Annotated in this window: 9 protein-coding genes; 4 read left to right on the plus strand and 5 right to left on the minus strand. The window is 63.9% G+C overall.

What is annotated here, in order from left to right:
- Entirely contained in the window at window positions 1-10,803 is a 10,803-nt protein-coding gene (locus tag N7650_RS03425) for a non-ribosomal peptide synthetase (RefSeq protein WP_279897120.1), read from the minus strand.
- A complete protein-coding gene (locus tag N7650_RS03430) occupies window positions 10,800-14,171 on the minus strand; it encodes an amino acid adenylation domain-containing protein (RefSeq protein WP_279897121.1) in 3,372 nt (1,123 codons plus the stop codon). Before N7650_RS03430 ends, N7650_RS03425 begins: the two co-directional genes overlap by 4 nt.
- Window positions 14,172-14,547: 376 nt before the next feature.
- Here N7650_RS03430 and N7650_RS03435 point away from each other — a divergent pair, with 376 nt between their 5' ends.
- Window positions 14,548-17,370 (plus strand): toxin VasX, encoded by a 2,823-nt coding sequence (locus N7650_RS03435; RefSeq protein ID WP_279897122.1) that lies wholly within the window; start codon window positions 14,548-14,550, stop codon window positions 17,368-17,370.
- Window positions 17,367-18,305 (plus strand): hypothetical protein, encoded by a 939-nt coding sequence (locus N7650_RS03440; protein ID WP_279897123.1) that lies wholly within the window; start codon window positions 17,367-17,369, stop codon window positions 18,303-18,305. The genes N7650_RS03435 and N7650_RS03440 overlap by 4 nt, the downstream gene beginning before the upstream one ends.
- A gap of 152 nt (window positions 18,306-18,457) precedes the next feature.
- On the opposite strand, the gene N7650_RS03445 is transcribed toward N7650_RS03440, so the two are convergent.
- A complete protein-coding gene (locus N7650_RS03445) occupies window positions 18,458-19,435 on the minus strand; it encodes a TauD/TfdA family dioxygenase (protein WP_009403112.1) in 978 nt (325 codons plus the stop codon).
- Window positions 19,436-19,659: 224 nt separating this feature from the next.
- On the opposite strand from N7650_RS03445, the gene N7650_RS03450 reads away from it, so the two are divergent.
- Both N7650_RS03450 and N7650_RS03455 read left to right on the plus strand, forming a co-directional pair.
- Window positions 19,660-20,850, plus strand: coding sequence for a PepSY domain-containing protein (locus tag N7650_RS03450; RefSeq protein WP_279897124.1), 1,191 nt, complete (start codon window positions 19,660-19,662; stop codon window positions 20,848-20,850).
- Window positions 20,847-21,386 (plus strand): thiamine pyrophosphate-binding protein, encoded by a 540-nt coding sequence (locus N7650_RS03455; protein ID WP_279897125.1) that lies wholly within the window; start codon window positions 20,847-20,849, stop codon window positions 21,384-21,386. The genes N7650_RS03450 and N7650_RS03455 overlap by 4 nt, the downstream gene beginning before the upstream one ends.
- A 127-nt stretch (window positions 21,387-21,513) precedes the next feature.
- Here the strand turns inward: N7650_RS03455 and N7650_RS03460 are convergent, their stop codons facing one another.
- Together N7650_RS03460 and N7650_RS03465 are read right to left on the minus strand one after the other, a co-directional pair.
- Window positions 21,514-21,735, minus strand: coding sequence for an MbtH family protein (locus N7650_RS03460; RefSeq protein WP_009403109.1), 222 nt, complete (start codon window positions 21,733-21,735; stop codon window positions 21,514-21,516).
- A gap of 52 nt (window positions 21,736-21,787) precedes the next feature.
- Window positions 21,788-23,182, minus strand: coding sequence for an aspartate aminotransferase family protein (locus N7650_RS03465; protein ID WP_279897126.1), 1,395 nt, complete (start codon window positions 23,180-23,182; stop codon window positions 21,788-21,790).
- Between the last annotated feature and the right edge of the window lie 24 nt (window positions 23,183-23,206).

Consider the following 23,206-nt stretch of genomic DNA (forward strand, 5'->3'; position numbering starts at 1 on the left):
TCAGGCTCCTGCCATTTCGTTCATCAGTTTTTCGATATCGGACAGGCCGTCCTCGGTCAGCGACAGGCCGCTGTCGGCGATTGCCTGGATAAAGTCGTTCAATTGCGGTTTCTCGAAGATAAGGCGCAGCGGTACGTCGATACCGAGGCCGGAATGAATACGGGAAACGAGCTGGGCGGCGAGCAGCGAATGCCCGCCCAGTTCGAAGAAGTCGTCGGTCAGGCCCACGCGCTCGACCTTGAGCACCTCGGCCCAGATCGCCGCGATCTGCTGCTCCTGCTCGCTGACCGGCGCCACATGGGCGCGCTGCGCCACGCTGGCATCGGGCTTGGGCAGGGCCTTGCGGTCGAGCTTGCCGTTGGGGGTCTGGGGCATCCTGTCCAGCCAGGTGAAGTGGCTGGGCACCATATAGTCCGGCAACCCGGCCTTCAGGTGGGCCTTGAGAGCGCTGCGCAGTTCCGGGGTGTCCTGCTCCGCGACCAGGTAGGCCGCCAGCTGGTTATCGATATCGATCACCACGGCTTCACGCACCGCCGGGTGCTCCAGCAAACGCGCTTCGATTTCGCCCAGTTCGATGCGGAAGCCGCGGATCTTCACCTGATGATCCAGGCGTCCCACGTATTCGATCACCCCGTCGGCCCGGTAGCGGGCCACGTCACCGGTGCGGTACAGACGCCCACCGGTGCTGGAGAACGGATCCGGCACGAAGCGCTCGGCGGTCAGCGCCGGACGCTGGTGGTAACCACGGGCCAGGCCGTCGCCACCGATCAGCAGTTCACCGCGGGCGCCGACCGGCAGTACGTCGAGGTCGTCGCTGACGATATGCAGCGTGGTGTTCGCCAGCGGTTTGCCCAGCCAGACATCGTCGGCGCGGGTCAGGTAGTGACGGGCCGACCAGATGGTGGTTTCGGTCGGACCGTAGACGTTCCATACATGCCCGGCCTGGTCGATCAGGCGCTGGGCCAGTTCGGCGCCCAGGGCCTCGCCGCCGCAGAGGATGGTCTTGCCGCTCAAGGCGCCAGCCGGTGCCGCATCGAGGATCATCCGCCAACTGGACGGCGTGGCCTGGATCACGCTGGCCTGCTGCTCGGCGATCACCTGCAACAGGGCCTGTGGATCCTTGTTCTGGTGCGGCTTGAGCAAGACCACCGCAGCACCGCGAATCAGCGGCAGGTACAGTTCCAGGCCGGCGATATCGAAGGACAGCGAGGTCAGCGACAGCACCCGGTCAGCCGCCGTCAGCCCCGGCTTGTCCGCCATGCTGAAAAGGAAGTTGACCAGGGCCTGATGGTGGATGGTCACGCCCTTCGGCAGGCCGGTGGAACCGGAGGTGTAGATCACGTAGGCGAGGTTGTCCGGGCCGGCAGTCGCGGGCAGGTCGTCGGTTTTGTAGCCATCCAGCCAGTTGCCGTGCTGGTCCACGCACAGGGTCTGCACGCCTTCAGGAATGCTCAGTTGCCCCAGCAGCGAAGACTGGCTCAGCAGCAGCTTCAAGCCGCTGTCCTGCATCATGTAGCTCAGCCGATCCGCCGGGAAATCCGGGTCCAGCGGCACATAGGCGCCACCGGCCTTGAGGATCGCCAGCAGGCTGACGACCATTTCCGGACCACGCTCCAGTGCCACGCCCACCAGCACATCCGGACCAACGCCCAGTTCACGCAGCTTGTGCGCCAGCCGGTTGGCATAGGCGTTCAGTTGCGCGTAGCTCAGCGAGGCATCGGCGCTGACCAGCGCGACCGCCTCCGGGGTCGCCCGTACCTGCGCTTCAACCAACGCTGGCAGGCACTGCCCGCGTGGGTAGTCGAGCTGGCTCTGGTTCCAGTCCACCAGTATCTGCCGGCGTTCCTCGGCGTCCAGCAACGGCAGCTCGGCGATGCGCTGGTCGGCGTCGGTGCAGATGCCTTGCAGCAGCGTGCGCCAATGCTTGGCCAGACGCTCGATGGTCGAGGCATCGAACAACGCCGTGGCGTAGCTCAGTTCCGCTTCCAGGCCGGCGGCATGCTCGACGGTATTCAGGGTCAGGTCGAACTGCGCCGACTGGCTGTCGGCGGCCAGCACTTCGACGCTCAGGCCCGGCAGGTGACGCGCCGTGCCCCGGGCTTCGGCCTGGTGGTTGAACATCACCTGGAACAGCGGGCTGTGGCTCAGGCTGCGCTGCGGTTGCAGGGCTTCCACCAGTTGCTCGAAGGGCAGCTCCTGATGGGCCTGGGCTTGCAGGGCGGTATGCCTGACCTGTTGCAGCAACTGGCTGAAGGTGGTGTCGGCAGTGAACTCGGCCTTGAGCACCTGGGTGTTGACGAAGAAGCCGATCAGCCTTTCGGTTTCCGCGCGGGTGCGGTTGGCGACGGGCACGCCGACACGGATATCGTGCTGTCCGCTGTGGCGCTGCAACAGGGTCTGGAACGAGGCGAGCAGAAGCATGAACAGGGTCACGCCCTGCTCCCGGGCCACGGCCTTGAGCCTGTCCACCAAGGCTGAATCCAGGGCGACAGGGCAGCGGGCACCGGCCAGTTGCTGGATCGCCGGGCGCGGACGGTCGGTCGGCAGTTCCAGCACCGGCTGTTCGCCGCCCAGTTGGGCAGTCCAGTAGGCGAGCTGGCGTTGCTGCTCGCCGGCTTCCATCCACTGGCGCTGCCACAGGGCATAGTCGGCGTACTGGAACGGCAAGGGATCAAGGGCGATATCGCGGCCCTGGCTGAAGCCTGCGTAGAAACGCACCAATTCGTCGACCATTATCGGCATCGACCAGCCATCGGAAACACTGTGGTGCTGGGTCAGTACCAGCACATGCCGGTTCTCGTCCAGGTGCAGTAGCTTGACCCTCAGCAATGGCCCCTGTTGCAGATCGAACGGCCGGCGCACCTCGGCGGCGATGCTGGCGTCCAGGGTTTCGCCCGGGGCCAGTGTTTCCACTGCCAGCACGAACGGCGTCGCCGGATGGATCACCTGCACCCCGCGCTCGCCGTCCTGGCGGAAGGTGGTGCGCAGGGTTTCATGGCGGGCGACCAGGGCGGCGAAGCTGGACTCCAGCGCGTCGATATCCAGTTCGCCGCCCAGGCGCAGGGCCACCGGGATGTTGTAGGCGGCACTCCCGGGCTCGAGTTGCCAGAGGAACCACTGGCGCTGCTGGGCGTAGGACAGCGCCAGCGGCTGGCTGCGGTCGGCGCGGACGAAGGCCGGGGCACGGCTGGCCTCGCCCTGCCCGGCCAGCGCGGCGAAGGCAGCCAGGTCGGCGGCTTCGAAGAGGTTGCGCAGGGTCGGTTCCAGGTTCAGTTGCTGGCGCACGCGGGAAATGACCTGGGTCGCCAGCAGGGAATGGCCGCCCAGTTCGAAGAAGTTGTCGCTCAGGCCGACCCTTTCGACTTGCAGGACATCCGCCCATATGGATGCAAGCTGCTGCTCCAGCTCGCTGACCGGCGCCACATACGCGCCTTGCAGGTTGGCCGCATCGGGTTTCGGCAGGGCCTTGCGGTCCAGCTTGCCGTTGACGGTCAGCGGGAAGCTCTCCAGCAGGACCAGATGGGTCGGGACCATGTAGTCCGGCAGGTTGGCTTTCAGATGGGTCTTCAGGGTCTCGCGCAGGTCGGCCTGATCCGGGTTGGCGGGGATCAGATAGGCCGCCAGTTGCTGGCCCGCCGGGCCATCGACCGCCAGCACTACCACCTCGCGTACGCCTTCATGCTCCTGAAGCCGCGCCTCGATCTCGCCCAGCTCGATACGGAAACCGCGGAGCTTCACCTGATGGTCGATACGGCCGGCGTACTCGATCACACCGGCTTCACGGAAGCGGGCAAGGTCACCGGTGCGGTACAGGCGGCTGCCGTCTTTCGCGAATGGGTTGGGCACGAAGCGTTCGGCGGTCAGGGCGGCACGGTTGTGGTAGCCGCGAGCGAGGCCGGCATGACCGACATGCAGCTCGCCGCAGACGCCGGTTGCCACCGGGTTGAAGTCGGTGTCCAGCACATACATCGACAGGTCGGGGATCGCTTCACCGATCGGGCTGACCTCGGCCTGCACCAGGTCTGCCCTGGTGATTGGACGGTAGGTCACGTGCACCGTGGTTTCGGTGATGCCATACATGTTGATCAAACGCGGCTGCTGGTCACCAAAGCGGTCGAACCAAGGTTGCAGGCTGCCTACGTCCAGCGCTTCGCCGCCGAACACTACGTAGCGCAGGCTCATTGGCTCGGTTGCAACGCGGACCAGTTGCTTGAACGCCGATGGCGTCTGGTTCAGCACCGTGACCTTTTCATCCACCAGCAGTTGGTTGAAGTCTTCCGGCGAACGGGTCACCTCACGCGGCACGACTACCAGACGCCCGCCATGCATCAGCGCACCGAAGATCTCCCACACGGAGAAGTCGAAGGCGTAGGAATGGAACAGGGTCCACACGTCTTTCTCGTCAAAGCCGAACCACTCATCCGTGGCCTCGAACAGGCGCAGGACATTCTGGTGCGGCAGCAACGCGCCCTTCGGCTTGCCGGTGGAACCGGAGGTGTAGATCACGTAGGCCAGGTTATCCGGCGAGGTCAGGTTGACCGGGTTCTCATAGCTATAGCCCTCGAAAGAGCCCAGCAGATCGGCCTGGGTCAGCAACAGCTTTATACCGCTGTCTGCCTTCATGTAGTCGAGACGGTCCTGTGGATACTCCGGGTCCAGCGGCACATAGGCGCCACCAGCCTTGAGAATGCCCAGCACGCCAACCAGCATTTCCAGACTGCGCTCGACCGACAGCCCAACCAGAACATCCGGCCCGACGCCCTGCTCGCGCAGCTTGTGCGCCAGTTGGTTGGCCCGGCAGTTCAGCTGTGCATAAGTCAGCTGCTCACCGCCAAAGCTCACGGCCACCGCTTCCGGCACTCTCGCCGCCTGGGCTTCGATGCGCTGGTGAATGCACTGCTCGCTCGGGAAGGCCGCCAGCTCCAGGCTCACAGTCACTGGCAATACCAGCTCACCCAGCGCCCGCGCCGGGTCCTCGATCAGCGCCGCCAGCAGATGATTGAAATGCGCCGCCAGTTGCTCGACCGCCCGCACGCCAAAGGCGCTGCGATCATGGCTGATGCGCAGCGACAGGCGCTCGCCGGTATTCACCACCAGGGTCAGCGGGTAATGGGTCTGCTCCTGGCTGCGCACCTCAGCGAAGCGCAGCCCGTCCGGTGCCGCCTGTTGCAGCGCCTCGGACACCGGGTAGTTCTCGAACACCAGGATCGAGTCGAACAGCGCCTCGCCGCTCCAGCCGGCCCAGCGCTGCACCTCGTACAGTGGCGTGTGTTCGAACTCGCGCAGGGCGACGTTCAGCCCTTGCACGTGCTGCACGAACGCCGCCACGGACTGTTCGCAACGCGGGCTCGCCAGCACCGGCAGGGTGTTGATGAACAGGCCGAGCTGCTCCTCGATCCCGGCCAGTTCGGTGGGCCGTCCGGCCACGGTGGCGCCGAAGGTGACGCTGGACTGCCCGGTATAGCGTTGCAGCAGCAACAGCCACGCGGCCTGCACCAGGGTGTTCAGGGTGACCCGCTGCTCGCGGGCGAACTCGACCAGGCGCCGGCTCAGCCCGGCGTCCAGATCCTCCCGGTATTCGCCATAGCCTTCGCCGTCCGCCGCGCCCTTGAGGGCCTGGGCCAGACGGGTCGGCTCGTCGAACGCGGCCAGCTGCTCCAGCCAGAAACGCTGGGCAGCCCCGGCATCCTGGCCTTGCAGCCAGTGGATGTAGTCGCGGTACTGGCCGACCTGGCGCGCCGGCACCTGCCCGGCATAGCGCTGCAGCACTTCGCCGAGCATGCGCGAGCTGCTCCAGCCGTCCATCAGGATATGGTGGCTGGTGTAGATCAGCTCGTGACGGTCATCCTCGGTACGGATCAGCGCCACACGCAGCAGCGGGCCGCGGGCCAGCTCGAACCCCTTGTCGCGCTCCAGGCGCGCCCAGTCGTCGAGCCAGCCGTCCAGGTCGGCGCGCCCGCGAGCATCGATCTCCACGAAAGGCAGCTCGACCCGGCGCTGCACCACCTGCACCGGGTGGTCGGCATCACTGACGAAGCCGCTGCGCAGCACCGGATGCTGGTCCAGCAGCGCCTGCCAGGCCTGGTGCAGGCGGGCCGCCTCGAGCCCGCTGACACTGACCCGCAACTGGTTGATGTAGTTGCCGGCCTCCTTGGCGAACAGGCTGTGGAACAGCATGCCTTGTTGCATCGGCGCCAGCGGGTAGATGTCCTCGATGGTCGCGGCGGCTTGCGGCAGGCGATCCAGTTGCGCCTGGTCCAGCCCGGCCAGCGGGAAGTCCGACGGGGTCACGCCGTGGTTGCCCGCCTGGCAATGGCGGATCAGCTCGGCCAGGGCCTGTTCATAGGCACGGGCCAGCGCCTCGATGGTGTCCGCGCGATACATCTCGCGGCTATAGGTCCAGTCCAGGCGCAGCTGGCCATCGAAGACCTGGCCGTTGACGCTCAGCCAGTTGCCCAGCTGGCCTTGCGGGCACAAGGGCTGACCGCTGCTTTCGCCGGCCGGGACGAAGGCGCCCTGCTCCCGGTCGAAACTGCCGTCGAACTGGCCCAGGTAGTTGAACGTCACCCGCGGCAGCGCCGCCAGCCGGTGGGCGAAATCGCCGTCGCCAAGGTAGCGCAGCACGCCGAAGCCGATGCCCTTGCCCGGTACGCTGCGCAGTTGTTCCTTGATCGCGCAGATCGAGGCACCGACATGCGCCGCCGGGGCCAGGCGCACCGGGAACAGGCTGCTGAACCAGCCGACGGTACGACTGAGGTCGATATCCTCGAACAGGTCTTCGCGACCATGGCCTTCCAACTGCACCAGCACCGACGGCTGCCCGCTCCACCGGCACAGCACCTGGGCCAGGGCAGTCAGCAGCAGGTCGTTGACCTGGGTGCGATAGGCCGCCGGGGCGACCTTGAGCAGTTGCGTGGTCAGTTCCTCGTCGAGGGTCGAGGCGGCATGGGCGGCGGTGTCGATGCGCAGGCTGCCGTGGGGATTGTCCTGCGGCAGTGCGCCATCGGCGCCGTCGAGCAGGCCATGCCAGTAGTCGCGCTCGGCTTCCAGCGCCGGGCTGTTGGCCCAGGCGTGCAGTTTTTCCGCCCAGGCCTTGTATGAACTGGTCTTGGCCGGCAGGGCCGCGCCGGCCAGGGCCTGTTGCAGGTCTTCCAGCAGCACGCGCCAGGAAACACCATCCACCACCAGATGATGGATCACCAGCAACAGGCGCTGCTCGCCTTCGGGCAGGTCTACCAGTACGGCGCGCAGCAGCGGGCCGTTCTTCAGATCAAGGCTGCGCTGGGCCTGCTCGGCCAGCTCATGGAGGGCTTCAAGGTTCGCCAGTTCGCGGGTCCACAGCACCTCGGCGCTGTTCAGCGGCGCGAACACCGCCTGCCAGCCCGCGTACTGCCGGGCGAAGTTCAGGCGCAGGGCATCGTGCTGTTCCAGCAGCGTATGCAAGGCCTTGTGCAGCGTGGCGCTGTCCAGCTTGCGGGTCGGCTTGAGCAGCACCGACTGGTTCCAGTGCTGGCGCTCGGGAATATCGGTTTCGAAGAAGCGTGCCTGGATCGGCAGCAACGGCAGGTTGCCGGTGACCTGCTCGACCACCGGGGCCGCCGCCTTCTTCTCGATCAGTTTGGCGACCGTGGCCAACTGGCCAATGGTCTGCTTCTCGAACAGTTGCTTGGGATTGAGCTTGATCCCCTGGCGCTTGGCCCGGGCAATGATCTGCAGGCTGAGGATCGAGTCGCCGCCCAGCTCGAAGAAGTTGTCGGTGCTGCCGACCTGCTCCAGCTTGAGTACGTCGCGCCAGATGGCCGCGAGCTTTTCCTCGATCTCGCCCTGCGGGGCGACATAACGCTGCTGCACCGTGCCCGGCCTGGGCAGGGCACGCTTGTCCAGCTTGCCGTTGGCAGTCAGGGGCAACTGCTCCAGCAGCACGATCTGCGCCGGAACCATGTATTCGGGCAGCACCTGCGCCAGTTGCTGACGCAAGGTTTCGCCAGTGACGCCCTCGGCCACCACCCATGCCAGCAATTGCAGGCGGCTGGCGTCGTCATCCTGCGGCACGGCCAGGACCACCGCCTGCTGCACCCTGCCTTGCAGGACCCGGGCGACTTCCGCCGGCTCCACGCGATAACCGCGGATCTTCACCTGGTCGTCGGCACGGCCGATGAATTCCAGTTGGCCCTGGCGGTTGCGGCGTACCCGGTCGCCACTGCGGTACAGGCGCGCGCCGGCCGGCCCATGGAGATCCGGCACGAAGCGTTCGGCGGTCAGCGCCGGCTGGCCGAGGTAGCCATCGGCAAGGCTGTCGCCGCCGATATACAGCTCGCCGGGCACGCGCTCGGCCACGGTGTTGAAGACATCGTCCAGCACCCGCACCACGGCACCTGGCAGCGCCTCGCCCACCGGCACCACCTGCGGCACATCGCCGAGGATTTCATGGGTCAGCACGCCGACCGTGGTTTCGCTCGGACCGTAGTGGTTGACCACGCGGCACTGCGGACGCAGCGCGCGCACCCGCTCCACCAGCCCGGCCGGGCAGGCTTCGCCACCGACGATCAGCAGGTGCCGTGGCAGCACATCGGCCGGCCGCGCCGCCTGGAGCAGCGCAGCAAGATGGCCGGGAACGATCTTCAGCACGCCCACCTGGTGGGTCGCCATATAGTCGGCGAAGGCATCCGGATCGAAGCCCAGGGCCTCGGGCAGCACATGCAGGGTGCGACCGGCACACAGCGCGCCGAACAGCACGGTATGGCCGAGGTCGGCGGCGATGGTCGAGGCCAGCGCCATGCTCGCGCCCGGCGCCGGTTGCAGGCGCTCCAGCAGGCCGCGCACATAGCTGGCCAGCGCCGCGTGGCTGACCAGCACGCCCTTGGGCTGGCCGGTGGAGCCGGAGGTATGGATCACGTAGGCCGGGGACTGCCCGTGCAAGGTGATGGCCGGCGCGGTCGCCGGTTGCTGCTGCCACAGCGCCGGTTGCCAGGCAATATCGACGGGCACGTCCAGGCGCTGGTCGCCTTCGGCACGCAGCACGGCCCTGGCACCGGCACGCGCCAGCATCTGTTGCAGGCGCTCGTCCGGCGCCTTCACATCCAGGGGCATGTACACCGCGCCGGCCTTGAAAATCGCCAGCAATGCGGTCAGCCACGGCAGCGAACGCTCCATCAGTACCGCCACCGGCTGGCCCTGGCCCACGCCCTGTTGCAGCAGATGGTGGGCCAGGCGGTTGGCGGCCTGGTCCAGTTCGCGGAAGGTCAGGCTGTCGCCCAGGCAGCGGGCGGCGATGGCCTCGGGTTGCCGGGCAACATTGGCTTGCCACTGGTCAAGAACCGAAGGCGCAGTCTCCAGTGCCGGGGCTGGCGCGGCGTGCGGCAGCGCGGTAAGGCGATACAGCGGGGCCTGCGGGGCTGCCAGCAGGGCTTCGAACAGGCCTAGCAGTTGCGGGATAAAGGCCTCGACGGTGGCGCGCTGGTAGAGGTCGCTGGCGTAGGCGATATCGCCATGGATCAGCTGGCCGTCATCGGTGATATCCAGGGCCAGGTCGAAATGCGCGCCCTCGCGGTGCATCGGGTATTCGCGGACGTCCAGCCCCGGCAGCTTCAGCGACAGCTCCTGCTTGAGCACCACGTTCTGGTTGAACTTGGCCTGGAACAGCGGGTTATGGCCGAGGCTGCGCTCCGGCGCCAGCTGGTCCACCAGTTGCTCGAAGGGTACGTCCTGATGGGCCTGGGCCTCGAACGAGGTCTCGCGGATCTGCGCCAACAGGTCGAGATAGCTCAGGCGCTCGTCCACTTGGCAGCGCAGCACCTGGGTGTTGATGAAGAAGCCGATCAGCCCTTCGGTCTCGCTGCGGCCACGGTTGGCATTGGGCACGCCGATACGGATATCGCGTTGCCCGGACTGACGCGACAGGAACAGCGAGAAGCCGGCCAGCACCAGCATGAACAGGCTCAGGCCCTGGCTGCGGGCGAAAGCATTGAGGCGTTGCGAGAGCTCGCCGCCGAAATCGAATTTCAGGTGCTCGCCACGGAAACTCTGCACCGGCGGGCGGGGGAAATCCTGGGCTGCTTCCAGCAGCGGTTGCTCGTCGCCCAACTGCCGGCGCCAGTACTCCAGTTGCCGCTCGCCCTCCCCGGCCTCCAGCCACTGGCGCTGCCAGATGGCGTAATCGGCGTATTGCAGGGCCAGCGCCGGCAGCTCCGGCTCGCGGCCTTGGGCAAAGGCCTGATAGCTCTGGGCGAACTCCTTGACCATCACCTCCATCGACCAGCCATCGGAAACGATATGGTGCATGCACACCACCAGTACCTGCTCCTCCTTGTTCAAACGGAACAGGCTGGCGCGCAGCAGCGGGCCCTTGCGCAGGTCGAAGGGCCGCGCGATGAACTCGCCGGCCAGGCGAGACAGTTCGGCATCGTCCTTGACCTCGACGCGTTGCAGGTCGAGCGCCAGCGCCGGGAGGATCACCTGGCGCGGCTGCTCGCCGTCGGTGTCGAATACCGTGCGCAGCACTTCATGGCGTTGCAGCAGATGGTCGCAGGAGCGCTGCAGGGCCTGCTCGTCCAGTCGCCCGCGCAAGCGCAGGGCGGTACTCATCTTGTAGGCGTCGCTGGTCGGATCGAGCTGCCAGAGGAACAGCAAGCGCTGCTGGGCGTAGGACAGCGGAATCGCGGTGACGTCGTGGCGGCTTTCGACAATGGGCAGCAGGCTGAAATCCTTGCCGTCGGCGCGCAGTTTGGCGAGGAACTGACGGCGCTGATCGAGCGACAGACCGACAAAGCGTTTGGCAATACGTGCAGTGGTGGTCCCGCTCATGCTTCGGTTTCCTCCAGTGAATCCATGAACTGGTCCATGTCGTCCCAGTCGTCTTCATTCGTCGTGGTGTCCAGCGCCGCAACGGCGGCGGCCAGCTCGCCCAGCAGCGGCTTCTCGAACAGGGTGCGCAGCGGCAGGCTGACGCCCAGGTGCTTCTTGATCCGCGCGACCATCTGCGCGGCCAGCAGGGAATGCCCGCCCAGTTCGAAGAAGCTGTCGTTAAGGCCAACCCGTTCGATCTTCAGCACCTCGGCCCAGATCGCGGCGAGCTGCTGCTCCACCTCGCTGACCGGCGCCACATAGCGCGCCAGCGCCTGGCTGGCGTCCGGCTGCGGCAGGGCCTTGCGGTCGAGCTTGCCGTTGGGGGTCAGGGGCATGGCGTCGAGGGGAATGAAGAAGGTCGGGACCATGTAGTCCGGCAGATGGGCCTTGAGCGCGGCCTTGAGCTGGTCGGCATCGACCGCTTCGCGGCTGACCAGGTAGGCGGCGAGCTGCTTGCCCTGTGGGCCGTCGATATCGAGCACCACGGTTTCGCGGATCGCCGGATGCTCCAGCAGGCGCGCTTCGATCTCGCCCAGTTCGATGCGGTAGCCGCGGATCTTTACCTGGTGGTCGGCACGGCCGACGTATTCCAGCACGCCATCGGCACGGCGCCGGGCCAGGTCGCCGGTGCGGTACAGGCGCTCGCCCGGGGTGCCGAACGGGTTGGGCACGAAGACCGGGACGGTTCGGCGGGTGTCGCCGACATAGCCGCGGCCGACGCCGGTACCGGCGACGCACAGCTCGCCTACGGCTCCGACAGGGACCAGTTCCAGGGCGTCGTCCAGCAGGTAGATCAGGTTGTTGTCGGTCGGGGTACCGATGGGCAGGTAGGTGCTTTCGGTGGATGCCAGATCGACGCGGAAGAAGGCCACGTCGTCCGAGCACTCGGCCGGACCATAGGCATTCACCAGCCCGATCTGTGGATAACGCAGCAGCCACTGGCGCGCCAGTTCCGGCGGCATGGCTTCGCCGGTCGGCAGCATCCAGCGCAGGCCGTCCAGGCTGACCCGTTCTTCGGCCAGCAGGCCCTGGATCAGCGACGGCACGCTTTCCAGCACGCTGATGCCTTGCTGCTGAACGTGCGCCAGCAACGCCTGTGGATCACGGGCGATATCGTTCGGCACGATGTCCACCCGGGCACCGAACAGCGGTGCGGCGAGGAACTGCCAGACGGAAATATCGAAGCTCTGCGAAGCGGTCTGGGCGATCACGTCGGCATCGCTCAGGTCGAGGTACGGGACCTTGCTCAGCTGGTTGTTGAGCATGCCGCGCTGCTCCACCATCACGCCCTTCGGCAGGCCGGTGGAGCCGGAGGTGAAGATTACGTAGGCGAGGTTGTCCGGGCTGCTGTAGCGACCGGGATTGGTGGTTTCGGCGCTTTGCTGGACCTGTTCCCAGACCAGCAGTTGCACCGCTTCATTGCCGAGCAGCAGCTCGCGAGCCTGGGCTTCGCAGGCGGCGCTGCACACCAGCACCGGCGCCCTGCTCTGCCCGATCACGCCGCTCAGCCGCTGGTTCGGCAATGCCGGGTCCAGCGGCAGGTAACCTGCGCCGGCCTTGAAGCTGCCGATGATCATGCCCAGCAGGTCCGGGCCGCGTTCGGCCAGCAGGGCGATCGGCTGGTCGAAGCCGGCGCCCGCCGCGATCAGGGCATGGCCCAGGCGGTTGGCGGCCTCGTTGAGTGCTTGGTAACTGATCCGGTCGGCCAGATGGCTGACGGCAATCCGCTCGGGATGGACCACAACCCGCTCCTCGAACTGCGCCACATAACTGCGCTCCAGCGGATACTCGCGGGCGCTCTGGTTGACGCCGCGGGTCAGGAACTCGCGCTCATCGTCACCCAGCAGCGGCAGCGCATCGACCCGCGCCTGCGGGTTGGCGCAGATCCCGCGCAGCAGCGTGCGCCAGTGCCCGGCCATGCGTTGCACGGTGGCTTCGTCGAACAGATCGGTAGCGTAGGTGAAGGAGGCTTTCAGCTGTTCACCTTCGCCGCTGGTTTCCAGCATCAGGTCGCTGCCGGCGGCCTGCGGGCGCTGGTCCTCGCCCAGTTGCTCCGCGGTCAGCCCGGTCACGTTCAGGCCGCAGGCGAGTTGGCGGCTCTCGATGGCATTGACCAGCGGACGGTGGTTGAACATCACCTGGAACAGCGGATTGCGGTTCTGGCTGCGTGGGATCTGCAGGCCATCGACGATGGCATCGAAGGACAGTTCCTGATGCGCCTGGGCACCCAGGGCGGTCTGGCGCACGGCCTGCAGCAACTGGTCGAAACGGGTGTCGCCGCCGACCTCGGTACGCAGCACCTGGGTATTGACGAAAAAGCCGATCAGGCCTTCGGTTTCGCTGCGGGTACGGTTGGCGATCAGCCCGCCGACACGGATATCGCGCTGGCCGCTGTAGCGGTGCAGCAGGGCCTTGAACGACGCCAGCAGGACCACGAACAGGGTCACGCCCTGCTGCTGGGCCAGGCCCTGGAGGTTTTTCAGCAGCCCGCTGTCGAGTTCGATTGGCAGGCACTTGCCCTGCTGGCTCGGCAGCACGGGATGGGGGCGGTCGGTGGGCAGTTCCAGCAAGGGATGCTCGTCGCCCAGGTGCGCGCGCCAATACTCCAGCTGCCGCGCCTGCTCGCCGGCTTCCAGCCAGGCGCGTTGCCACAGGGCGTAGTCGCGGTACTGGATCGGCAGCGGCGCCAGCTCCAGCGGCTGGCCGGTGACCAGCGCGTCGTAGCAGGCCAGGCACTCGTCGATCAGCACGCCCATGGACCAGCCGTCGGTGATGATGTGATGCAGGGTCAGCAGCAGAACGTGTTGCTCGGCGGTCAGGCGCAGCACACGGACGCGCAGCAGCGGGCGCTGTTGCAGATCGAAGGGCATCAGAGCCTGGGTCGCCATCTCTTCGCGGGCGGCAGTCCACTGCTGTGCCTCGGGCAGCGCGCTCAGGTCGCGCAGGCCGATATCCACCTGGCCGGTTTCGGCGACCCGTTGCAAGGCCTCTTCGCCCTCCTGAAAGAAGGTGGTGCGCAGGCTTTCATGGCGCTCGATCAACTGGTTGAACGCGCGCTCCAGGGCAGCCAGGTCGAAGGGCCCGTTCAGGCACACCGAGACCGGCAGGTTATAGGCCGCGCCCTGCGGATCGAACTGCCAGAGGAACCACATGCGTTGCTGGGCATGGGACAGGCCATCGCGCTCGGCGAGCCCGGCGCAGGACGGAATCGGAAACTGGGCGAAGTCCACCTCTTCCCGACGCAGCGCGTCAAGGAACAGGCTGCGCCTGGCGGCAGGCAACTCGACGAAACGGCGGGCGAGTGTCCGGGCTTGTTCGGCATTCATGCGGTGGGTCCTTGCTGATCGGCGTGACCGTGGTTTGGTCGTATCAACAAGAACGAACTGGGAGGGAAATATTTAGCAAGGATTGGGGATTGGGGGATGGGTGGGGATCTATCGAGAAATGGGATGCGACGCCTGCAAACGTACGGATGTTTCACCGCCCCAGTTAAGACTTTTCCTATATACCCGTAGCTGGCCGGTCTTCAGCATCTCTGCGGAATTGATTCCCATGGAAATCGCAGGAAGCATTGAATGGCCATCCGATCCAATAAACGCCTTACCCCACCGCAGGAACTGATCCGTTCCTGGCCATCGAACTCCACCTTACAGAAGGCGAGTCAGAACTTTCCGTCTTGAGCCTCTTTAAGGAATCCACCAAGTGACCCGATCTACTTTCAAGAAGGCCGTACAGCCCGACCGGCCTGGTTGCAAAACGCTGAATGCGATTTCCCTTCCACCATGTGAACGCGGCGTACCGTTGTATCCGCTGCGTTACGGCGTATCGAACCAGCCGATCAATGCTTCGATCTATCCCACGCTTGGCGTGGAAGGGTATCCGGAACTGAAGGCAGGCAAGGAGTACGGATTGCGAGTGCTGAGGCCCGGCAGCTACGTCTACCTGTTCTACTTCCGGGACGGTCGCATGCTGACCCGCCACTATCAGGTCACCATGGACGTCCGGTTCGCCCCACTCTGGTGGAGCGAGGCGGACTACAACGACGAGGCCCCGGGACGGCACGTACCGCCCGATATTGCCGGCTCGACCCTGTATCTCCTGGCTCCGGAAACCAGTGTTGCGCAGACGGTGTACGTATTGATGAGCGACACCATCCTCACCCACGCCACCTTGTGGAAAATCGAGCAGGATACCAACGGGCTGAGGCGGCATCTCGCAACCGAGGTGAAGCCGGAGGGAGGGCCGGAGCAAAAGAATGCCTTCGATGCCGTGCTGTTGGGTTCTTCCACCAGCGAACTGCTTTCGCCGGGGCTGAGTCAGCGGCCCCGGCACTTTCCCTGGAGTGAAGTCGTGTTGCCGGAGAGGATGGCAAGCACCGACTTCATCTTCAACGCGATGCATCGTGCGCTGCTGCCACGAAAGGACATCAAGCCACTTGCGGTAGTGCTGAATGACTTCCTCGGAATGGCCAGCGAACTCAACCAGATCTGCGCAGTGGATGTCGCCAAGCGCGACCGATATCTGGCTAGCAACAAGCATCGCCTGCAAAGCGCGGCACTGGTGACCAGCTACTTCAAGCATGCCGAGAAAAGTTACAACGAGGGCGGCAAGAAGCAGGAGATTTACGAGGCGCTGGAGCGCCAGCGCAAATTGGTGGACCTCTCTGGTGCCCGAGGTTTCACGGCCATCTACGAAAAGGAGTTGAAGGTTTTCGATGAGGCAATCAACCGAACAGGAGTCGACGCAGCCGTCTGGGCTCGATTGATGAACAAGTCCGGCCTGGTGGGTAAGGCACTGGAGTTATTCGATCTCTCGTGCGCCCACAATGCGAGTGATTTCGAACAGGCGGTACTCAATTGCCTGGCGGTGAGCACCTATACGGAGGCGGGCCTGGCGGCTTTGACCGAGCAAATTGAAGCCAATCCGGAAGACAGTCCGCTTTGGCGTGCATTGAGTGCTGGAAGTGCCTCACTGATGAGCAGGCTCAATAACCCGCTGACTATCGCGAAGCGTGTTTACGATCTGGTCGACAAGGTGCTGGACGAACGCCCTGGAACTGTAATTACCGATTTGTTGACTCGCCTCCTGTGGCCAACGCTGTCCAGTGCACCGCCTCATGCTTCCGACGTCTACGTGCGGCGGCTCAGGCATGTCGCAGAAATGCGATTCGGGATCGTACTGGGCCGTCGCGATGTCCCCTTGGAGCAATACAAGAAATGGGCGCTGGAGCTTCAGGGTTACACGGAACTTGGGGACATCCAGAAACGCTGGAATATACGCCTGGATGAAGGCCCAGGCCCGCTGCCAGATACCAGACAGCACTCAATCACTCAGCGTATAGAGATCTGGGAGTGGGAGAAAGTAACGCCGAGTACGATATTGGGCGAACCTCATGCGATGCCAACTGAGGGAAATCCGCTATTACGTATGTGGAAAAAAATGCAGGAACCCGCGGGCATAGCTTTTGCGGGACTGGGTGCGGCTCTCGCGATGTGGGGGTTGAGAAACTCTATCGAGGATCTTAGGAAGGATAAGAGCTATATAAATTTTTTGGCGACAATAGGATGGGTAACCGCACTGATCGGTGCCTCGGTCGAGGTGGGACTCTTTACCGCCTCACATATCGCAGGTATGAAAAGAAATGCAGCTTTAGCCAAAGAGTTAAAAATACGCGGTATAAAAATCGGCTCAATGATGTTCGGAGCCGGTTCGGCAGCCATTCTCTCCATCGTTGATCTGTTCAAGGCAGGCAAGGCTTGGGGAGAGGACAATCCCGAGCAGGCTTGGCTATATTTGGGTGCGTCTCTTTCTGGCGGACTGATTGCGTATGCAACAGCGGCGTCTGGTTCATTGGCGCTGTCGACTATCAAAGTGGCAGGGTTTGCGCCTTGGACTTTAGGCGTGATCCCGGTCGTCTGGCTGCTTGTGGCTGTGGCAGCGGTAGTGCTCACAGCTTACCTAGTAGGGCTAGCCAGCGATGCAGAGCATGGGCCGATGGAAATCCTCTTGAAGCATTCCGCTTGGGGTCAGTCAACGCCGAAGTTTTCTCTTGAAAATGAAATGTCCGCCTGGCGTAGTGTCCAATATAGTCCTCAAATCAGTGCGGCATGGGAGCAAGTGCATGGTTCGGCAGGAAAGCTGCGTCTAAATTGCATTCTCCCTCTTCAGGATCATCTGAAAACTGACTTCCGCGCAGATTTAAACGTTCGCCTGAACGGAAAGACATTGTCCGGACTTCGCTCCGACGAGGTAATTGCATACTCTGGTAACGCAGTAAGCTTGGATACTCACTTCCTGTATTCTTCACTAACGGACGACCTGGGAGTAGACAGAGGCTGGATTATAACCATGCATGAGGACGCGCAAGTCGAGCTCGAATATCTTTACAGGCCCGACGTAAAAGCACAGCCAACCTTGTTTCTACAGCAGCCGGGGGCGCCAGAGCCATTGCTTTTCAAATCTTCTGGATGGTTTTCTGAAACGATTGACCCGGCAATGTTGGCTCCCGTGAGGAAACCCCTATGAACTCACGGGCCAGGGTAAAAAAACTTCCTCAAAATGTATTGGCGAATGCTATTCCGATAAAGCGCTACCGGACCATGAGCTTCAATAAAAACATAAGCCCGGACTGCGTGAGCGAGGATCTTGGTGTACGTAGAGCTAATGAAGCTTGCCTGGAGGTTTTTTCGGGAGGGAAAATGATAAAAAACGCGTATTCCAGTGCAATCGGAGCGTTATTTCTGGCTGGACTAATTGCTGACATATTCATTTATAACGTTATCCCCGGGCCTTACCCCAGAGAAATGTGGATTGCATTTTTTGCGGCTCCGATGGTTGCTGCTGCCGTGGGAGGCTTGTTATACCTGATTACCAGAAACTCACAGGGCGGACATGTCCGCATTAGTAGAAAAACAGGAAAAATCTATTGCATCATCCCCGGCGAGTCGCACTTGGTTACACTGGACTGGCAGGAGATACATCCCATGGTGGCTTATCTTGATATCGCCAGCGGAACTGCTGGCAGCACAGTTCTCAACCCTCTTCTGCTGGTTGGCGTTGACTGGACTCAATCACCTCCACGAGAGGCTTCGGTTTCATGCGGAAATCTGGGATTGCGCGATAGCGGTGAGTCTGCCCGTCAGCTTTTGAGCTACATAGAACATTTTATGGACTACGGTCTGGATGGGCTGCCGATGCCCGATCCGTTGCCTCCACCGATGTCCCGCAAAGACACCTTTCTGCATGGCTACCGACAGTGGCGAAAGAAATTTCGGGAGGACTTATCCACCCCGAAAGGCAAACGCTGGGCAGTGTTGTGGGCACCTGCAAAGGTGTTGTGGCTAATCACCATGGTGTTTCCCGACAGTATCGGAGCCTATCTGGACTACTCAATTCCTGTGGTCCGGTTTCCCGAAGAGATCGATGCCATATGCGGGTTTGAATCGGATGGTGAAGCCTGAATTCTTTACAGAGAAGAAATGCTCTAGCTCCTGACAGACAATAAGATCCATGTTGCTGCAGATGGCCTCATCGCTGGCAAGCCAGCCCCCACAGTGACTGCGCGCACTGCTGGACCTGTGGAAGCTGGCTTGCCAGCAATAAAGCACTAGGGCTACCGCTCCGAATGCCCCTGCGCCATCGCCACCACCACCTTCCGCTTCCCGGTAAACGGCGACCGCGCGTGGGCCGCGAGCATGTTGTCGAGCATCATCACGTCGTTTTCCAGCCACGGGAACTTGATGGTGCAGTCGTCCAGCACGCCGCGCACTTCATCCAGCAGGTCCACCTCGATCGGCGAGCCGTCGCCGTAGTAGACGTTGCGCGGCAGGTCTTCCTCGTCCACCACGTCCAGCAGGCTCTCGCGCACTTCCGGCGGCAGGTTGGAGACGTGGAACAGGTGCGCCTGGTTGAACCAGACCCGGTCCTGGGTGACCGGGTGGGTGGCCACCGATTGGCATATCTGCCGGGTGCGCAGTTCGCCGTCGTCCTTCCATTCGCACTGGATCGCGTGCGCCCGGCAGTAGGCCTCGACCACGCTTTCGTCGTCGGTGTTGAACACCTGGCTCCATTCCACATCCAGGCCATTGCCGTAGTTGCGCACGTACATCAGTTTCTTTTCGACGAAACGCTCGCGGATTCGCGCCGGGATGCGTCGGTAGATTTCGCGGCTGTCGGCAATCGGCGTTTCACCACCAGTCTCGGCGGCGATCATGCTGTAGAACCAGATGCGCATCGGCCAGTCGAGGGTGTAGGCCTGTTCGTTGTGCAGGGGGATGCTCTGGTGCGCCGGGTACTCGGTGGAGGTGTAGACGCCCTTGGTCACGTTGCTGCGCGGGGTCGAGCCGAATTCGTAGCTGAGCAGCGGGTCGCCGAAGCCGGCGGCGAATTCGCGGAAGCGTTCGGCGCCACCCACCTCGAAGCCGCGGAAGAGGATGCCACCAGCGCTGTACAGGTGCTGCGCCACCAATGGCTTGAATTCGCCCAGCGCTTCCATCAGGTCCAGGCCCGGCTCCGGTGCCTCGATCAGCATGGGCAAGGTGCCTGACCCGGCCAGCAAGGGGCGGATATCCAAACTCAACGCATGACTCATGAAGGTTCTCCCTGAAGGCTGTGGCCACCCAAGCCCCAACGGCAGGGCACGCCTCGTCTGCTGATGGAACGTTTGGCCGAAGCGGAAAATTAGCCCGGCCGGCGCCCTCCCCCGCGCACCGAAACATTTACTTGCATCTTCGCTGCAGGTTTTGCCTAAAAACGTCCCGTGCTTGTTCGTAAAGAAATGGATGTCCTTACGGATTTGCAGCGAGAGCGTTACCCATGTCGAAGAAGTCCCGCTCGAAACTCTGGTTTCTGGTGCACAGCTGGCTGGCCCTGCCGATCTGGTTCTTCGTCCTGATCGTCTGCGTCACCGGGACCCTGGCGGTGGTGAGCAAGGAAATCATGTGGCTGGCCTACCCGGAGATGCGCGCCACCGCGCCGTCGGAGGATGCCCGGCGCCTAAGCTTCGAGGAGATCAAGGATCTCCTGGCGCAGAAGCATCCCGAGGCGATCATCGCGGCGCTGTACCAGCCGGACGGCGACTATTTCGCCCTGAACGCCACCATCAGCCTGCCCGGCGGACGCACCAGCATGGCCTACGTCAACCCGTACAGCGGCGAGATCCAGGGCTTTGCCCCATCGTTCGATTTCCGCCGTTTCACCCGTGCCCTGCACGGCTGGTGGCTGATCCCGGCAACCAACGGCCATTCCTGGGGCTGGTACCTGGTGTCCTTCCTCGGCCTGCCGCTGCTTGGCTCGCTGGTTACCGGGCTGGTGGTCTACAAGCGCTTCTGGAAAGGCTTCTTCAACCCGGTGCTGCGCCTGCGCCACGGCGCGAGGATCTTCTGGGGCGACCTGCATCGGCTCAGCGGCATCTGGTCGATCTGGTTCATCGCGACCATCTCCATCACCGGCACCTGGTTCCTGGTCCAGGCGCTGCTGGAGGACAACCAGGTGAGCATTTCCAGCTATTCCCCGGCGACCCTGGTGATGGCCCACAACAGCGTGCCGCTCACCGCCGACGGCGAGCCGCCGCCGATGATCAGCCTGGACCGCGCGGTAGCGATCGCCCGGGAGAAAATCCCCAGCCTGGACACCAGCAATATCATCATGCCCAGCAACACCTACGGCACCCTGCAGGTGGGTGGGCGCAGCTGGTATCCGCTGATTCCGCAACTGGTGGATATCCATCCCTACACCGGCGAGATCGCTGCGTCGCGGCTGCTCTCGGACCGCACCGGCGTGGAGCTGCTCACCGAGTCGATGCGACCGCTGCATACCGGGGACTTCGGCGGCTTCTGGATCAAGGCGATCTGGGCCTTCTTCGGCCTGGTGTTGAGCCTGATGGTGCTAAGCGGGTTGCTGATCTGGACCAAGCGCACCGCACTGGCCACCGCCGCCGCGCTCAAGCGCGAAGCCCGCGAAGAGCGCAAGCCGCGCCCCGTCAACACCGTGGAGAACACCCTGTGAGCAAGGACCTCGCTGCCCGGCCGGAATCGTCGCTCGGGCGCTTCTGGCGCAAGTGGCGCTTCCATTTGAATATCCTGCTGATCCTGATTCCGCTGGGCTTCATGCCGCGGTACTTCGCCGAGACCGCGCTGTTTCGAGGGGATCGGGGATTGGGGCAGCGAGTGATCGGCGATGTCCAGGTCGGGCCCTGGAGCCTGACGCTGGCCGAACTGAAGGAGCGCGGGCCGGAGCTGGATGGCGCATCCGGCTTTATGAAGAGCTTCAATGCCGAGCTGTGCGAGGCCTGTGCCAGGCGGGTCAAGGCGACCTACCTGAGGATCGGCAAGCCGCGCAGCCTGCGGGCGGCGGGGGTGATCTTCTTTGGTTCGGCGCATCGGCTGGGGGCGAGCTTGCCGGTGCCGAAAAACACGCCGGTGGATGCGCAGCTGTGGATCACCATGGAAGGCTGGGACGGGGCGGTGCATCAGGCGGCGATTCCGTTGGCGGAGGCTTCGCCGCGGACGGTGGAGTGGCTGCAAGCGCAGGCTGGCAGATGATAATGCGGTGACCTTCAGGGCCCTATCGCTGGCAAGTCGGACCGCCGCACCGCAGCTCCCACAGGGTCACAGGGTCCAGCAGCGCGAGACACACAAAAAAGCCCCGGTGTTCACCGGGGCTTTTTCGTTATTGCGCCGCCTGCGCGTCCATCTTCTGCCGCAGGCTCAGCGGGCGCATGTCGGTCCAGACCTCTTCGATGTAGGCCAGGCAGTCTTTCTTCAGCCCGCTCTTGCCCACGGTGCGCCAGCCCGCCGGGACTTCCTTGTAGTCCGGCCAGATGGAGTATTGCTCCTCGTGGTTGACCACCACCTGGAACTGGATGTCGTCGCGGTCGAAAACTGAAGTCATTGCTGTTCTCCGAAAGTTGATATGTACCTAGACGTCCGGGGACGCCGAAAAATTAAAGGCTGGACACCGCCGCTGCCAACGCCCGGGCAAAGATTGCCGACACTTCGTCGACCTGCTCGGCGGTGATCACCAGCGGCGGCAGGAAGCGCACCACGCTGCCGTGACGCCCACCCAGTTCGAGAATCAGCCCGCGCTTGAGGCATTCGCGCTGCACCAGCGGCGCCAGGCGCGGGAAGTACGGGGCATGGCCCAGGGCATCGACTTCGCCATCCGGGTCCACCAGTTCGACGCCAAGCATCAGCCCGCGCCCGCGGATATCGCCCAGGTGCGGGTAGTGCTGCTGCAGCTCGCGCAGATGCCCGGCCAGGCGCTCGCCCATGGCGGCGGCGTGGGCGCAGACATTGTGCTCCTTGAGGTAGCGGATCACCGCCGAACCCGCCGCCATGGCCATCTGGTTGCCACGGAAGGTTCCGGCATGGGCGCCCGGTGCCCAGCTGTCCAGCCACTGCCGATAGACCACCACCGCCAGCGGCAGGCTGCCACCGATGGCCTTGGACATGACCACCACGTCGGGAATGATCCCGGCGTGCTCGAAGGCGAACATCCTGCCGGTGCGGGCGAAACCGCTCTGGATTTCATCGACGATCAGCGCCACCCCGGCCTTTTCGGTGATGGCGCGTACCCCGCGCAGCCACTCCAGGTCCGCCGGGATCACCCCGCCCTCGCCCTGCACCACCTCGACGATCACCGCCGCCGGCAGTTGCACGCCGGCTTCGGGATCGCTCAGCAGGTTGTGCAGATAGGCCAGGTTGGCCTTGACCCCGGCCTCGCCACCGAGGCCGAACGGGCAGCGGTAGGCGTAGGGATAGGGCATGAACTGCACGCCATTGCTCAGCAGCGCACCCAGCGGGCGCTTGGGGCCCAGGCTGCCCATCAGGCTCAGGGCACCCTGGCTCATGCCGTGGTAGCCACCCTGGAACGACAGCACGGTGCTGCGCCCGGTGGCGGTGCGCACCAGTTTCAGCGCGGCCTCCACCGCGTCGGTACCGGTCGGGCCGCAGAACTGGATCTTCGCTTCGGCCGCCAGTGCCGGCGGCAGGATGCTGAACAGGTCCTGGACGAACTGGTCCTTGACCGGGGTGGTGAGGTCCAGGGTGTGCAGCGGCAGTTCGTCCGCCAGCACCTGCTGGATGGCCTCGATCACCACCGGGTGGTTATGGCCCAGGGCGAGGGTTCCGGCACCGGCCAGGCAATCGATGAAACGCCGGCCTTCAACGTCCTCGACATGGATGCCTTTGGCCCGTTTCAGCGCCAGCGGAATCCGCCGCGGATAGCTGCGTGCGTTGGATTCCTGGCGGCTTTGCCGGGCCAGCAGCGGCGACTCGTCGAACTGGTAGAGCGTTTCGCCGGCCTCCTGGCCTTCGGCAAACCTGATAGCGACTGACATCTGTGCAACCCTCAAGAAAGATGG

The sequence above is a fragment of the Pseudomonas sp. GD04058 genome, assembly GCF_029836855.1.
Lineage (GTDB): Bacteria > Pseudomonadota > Gammaproteobacteria > Pseudomonadales > Pseudomonadaceae > Aquipseudomonas > Aquipseudomonas bharatica.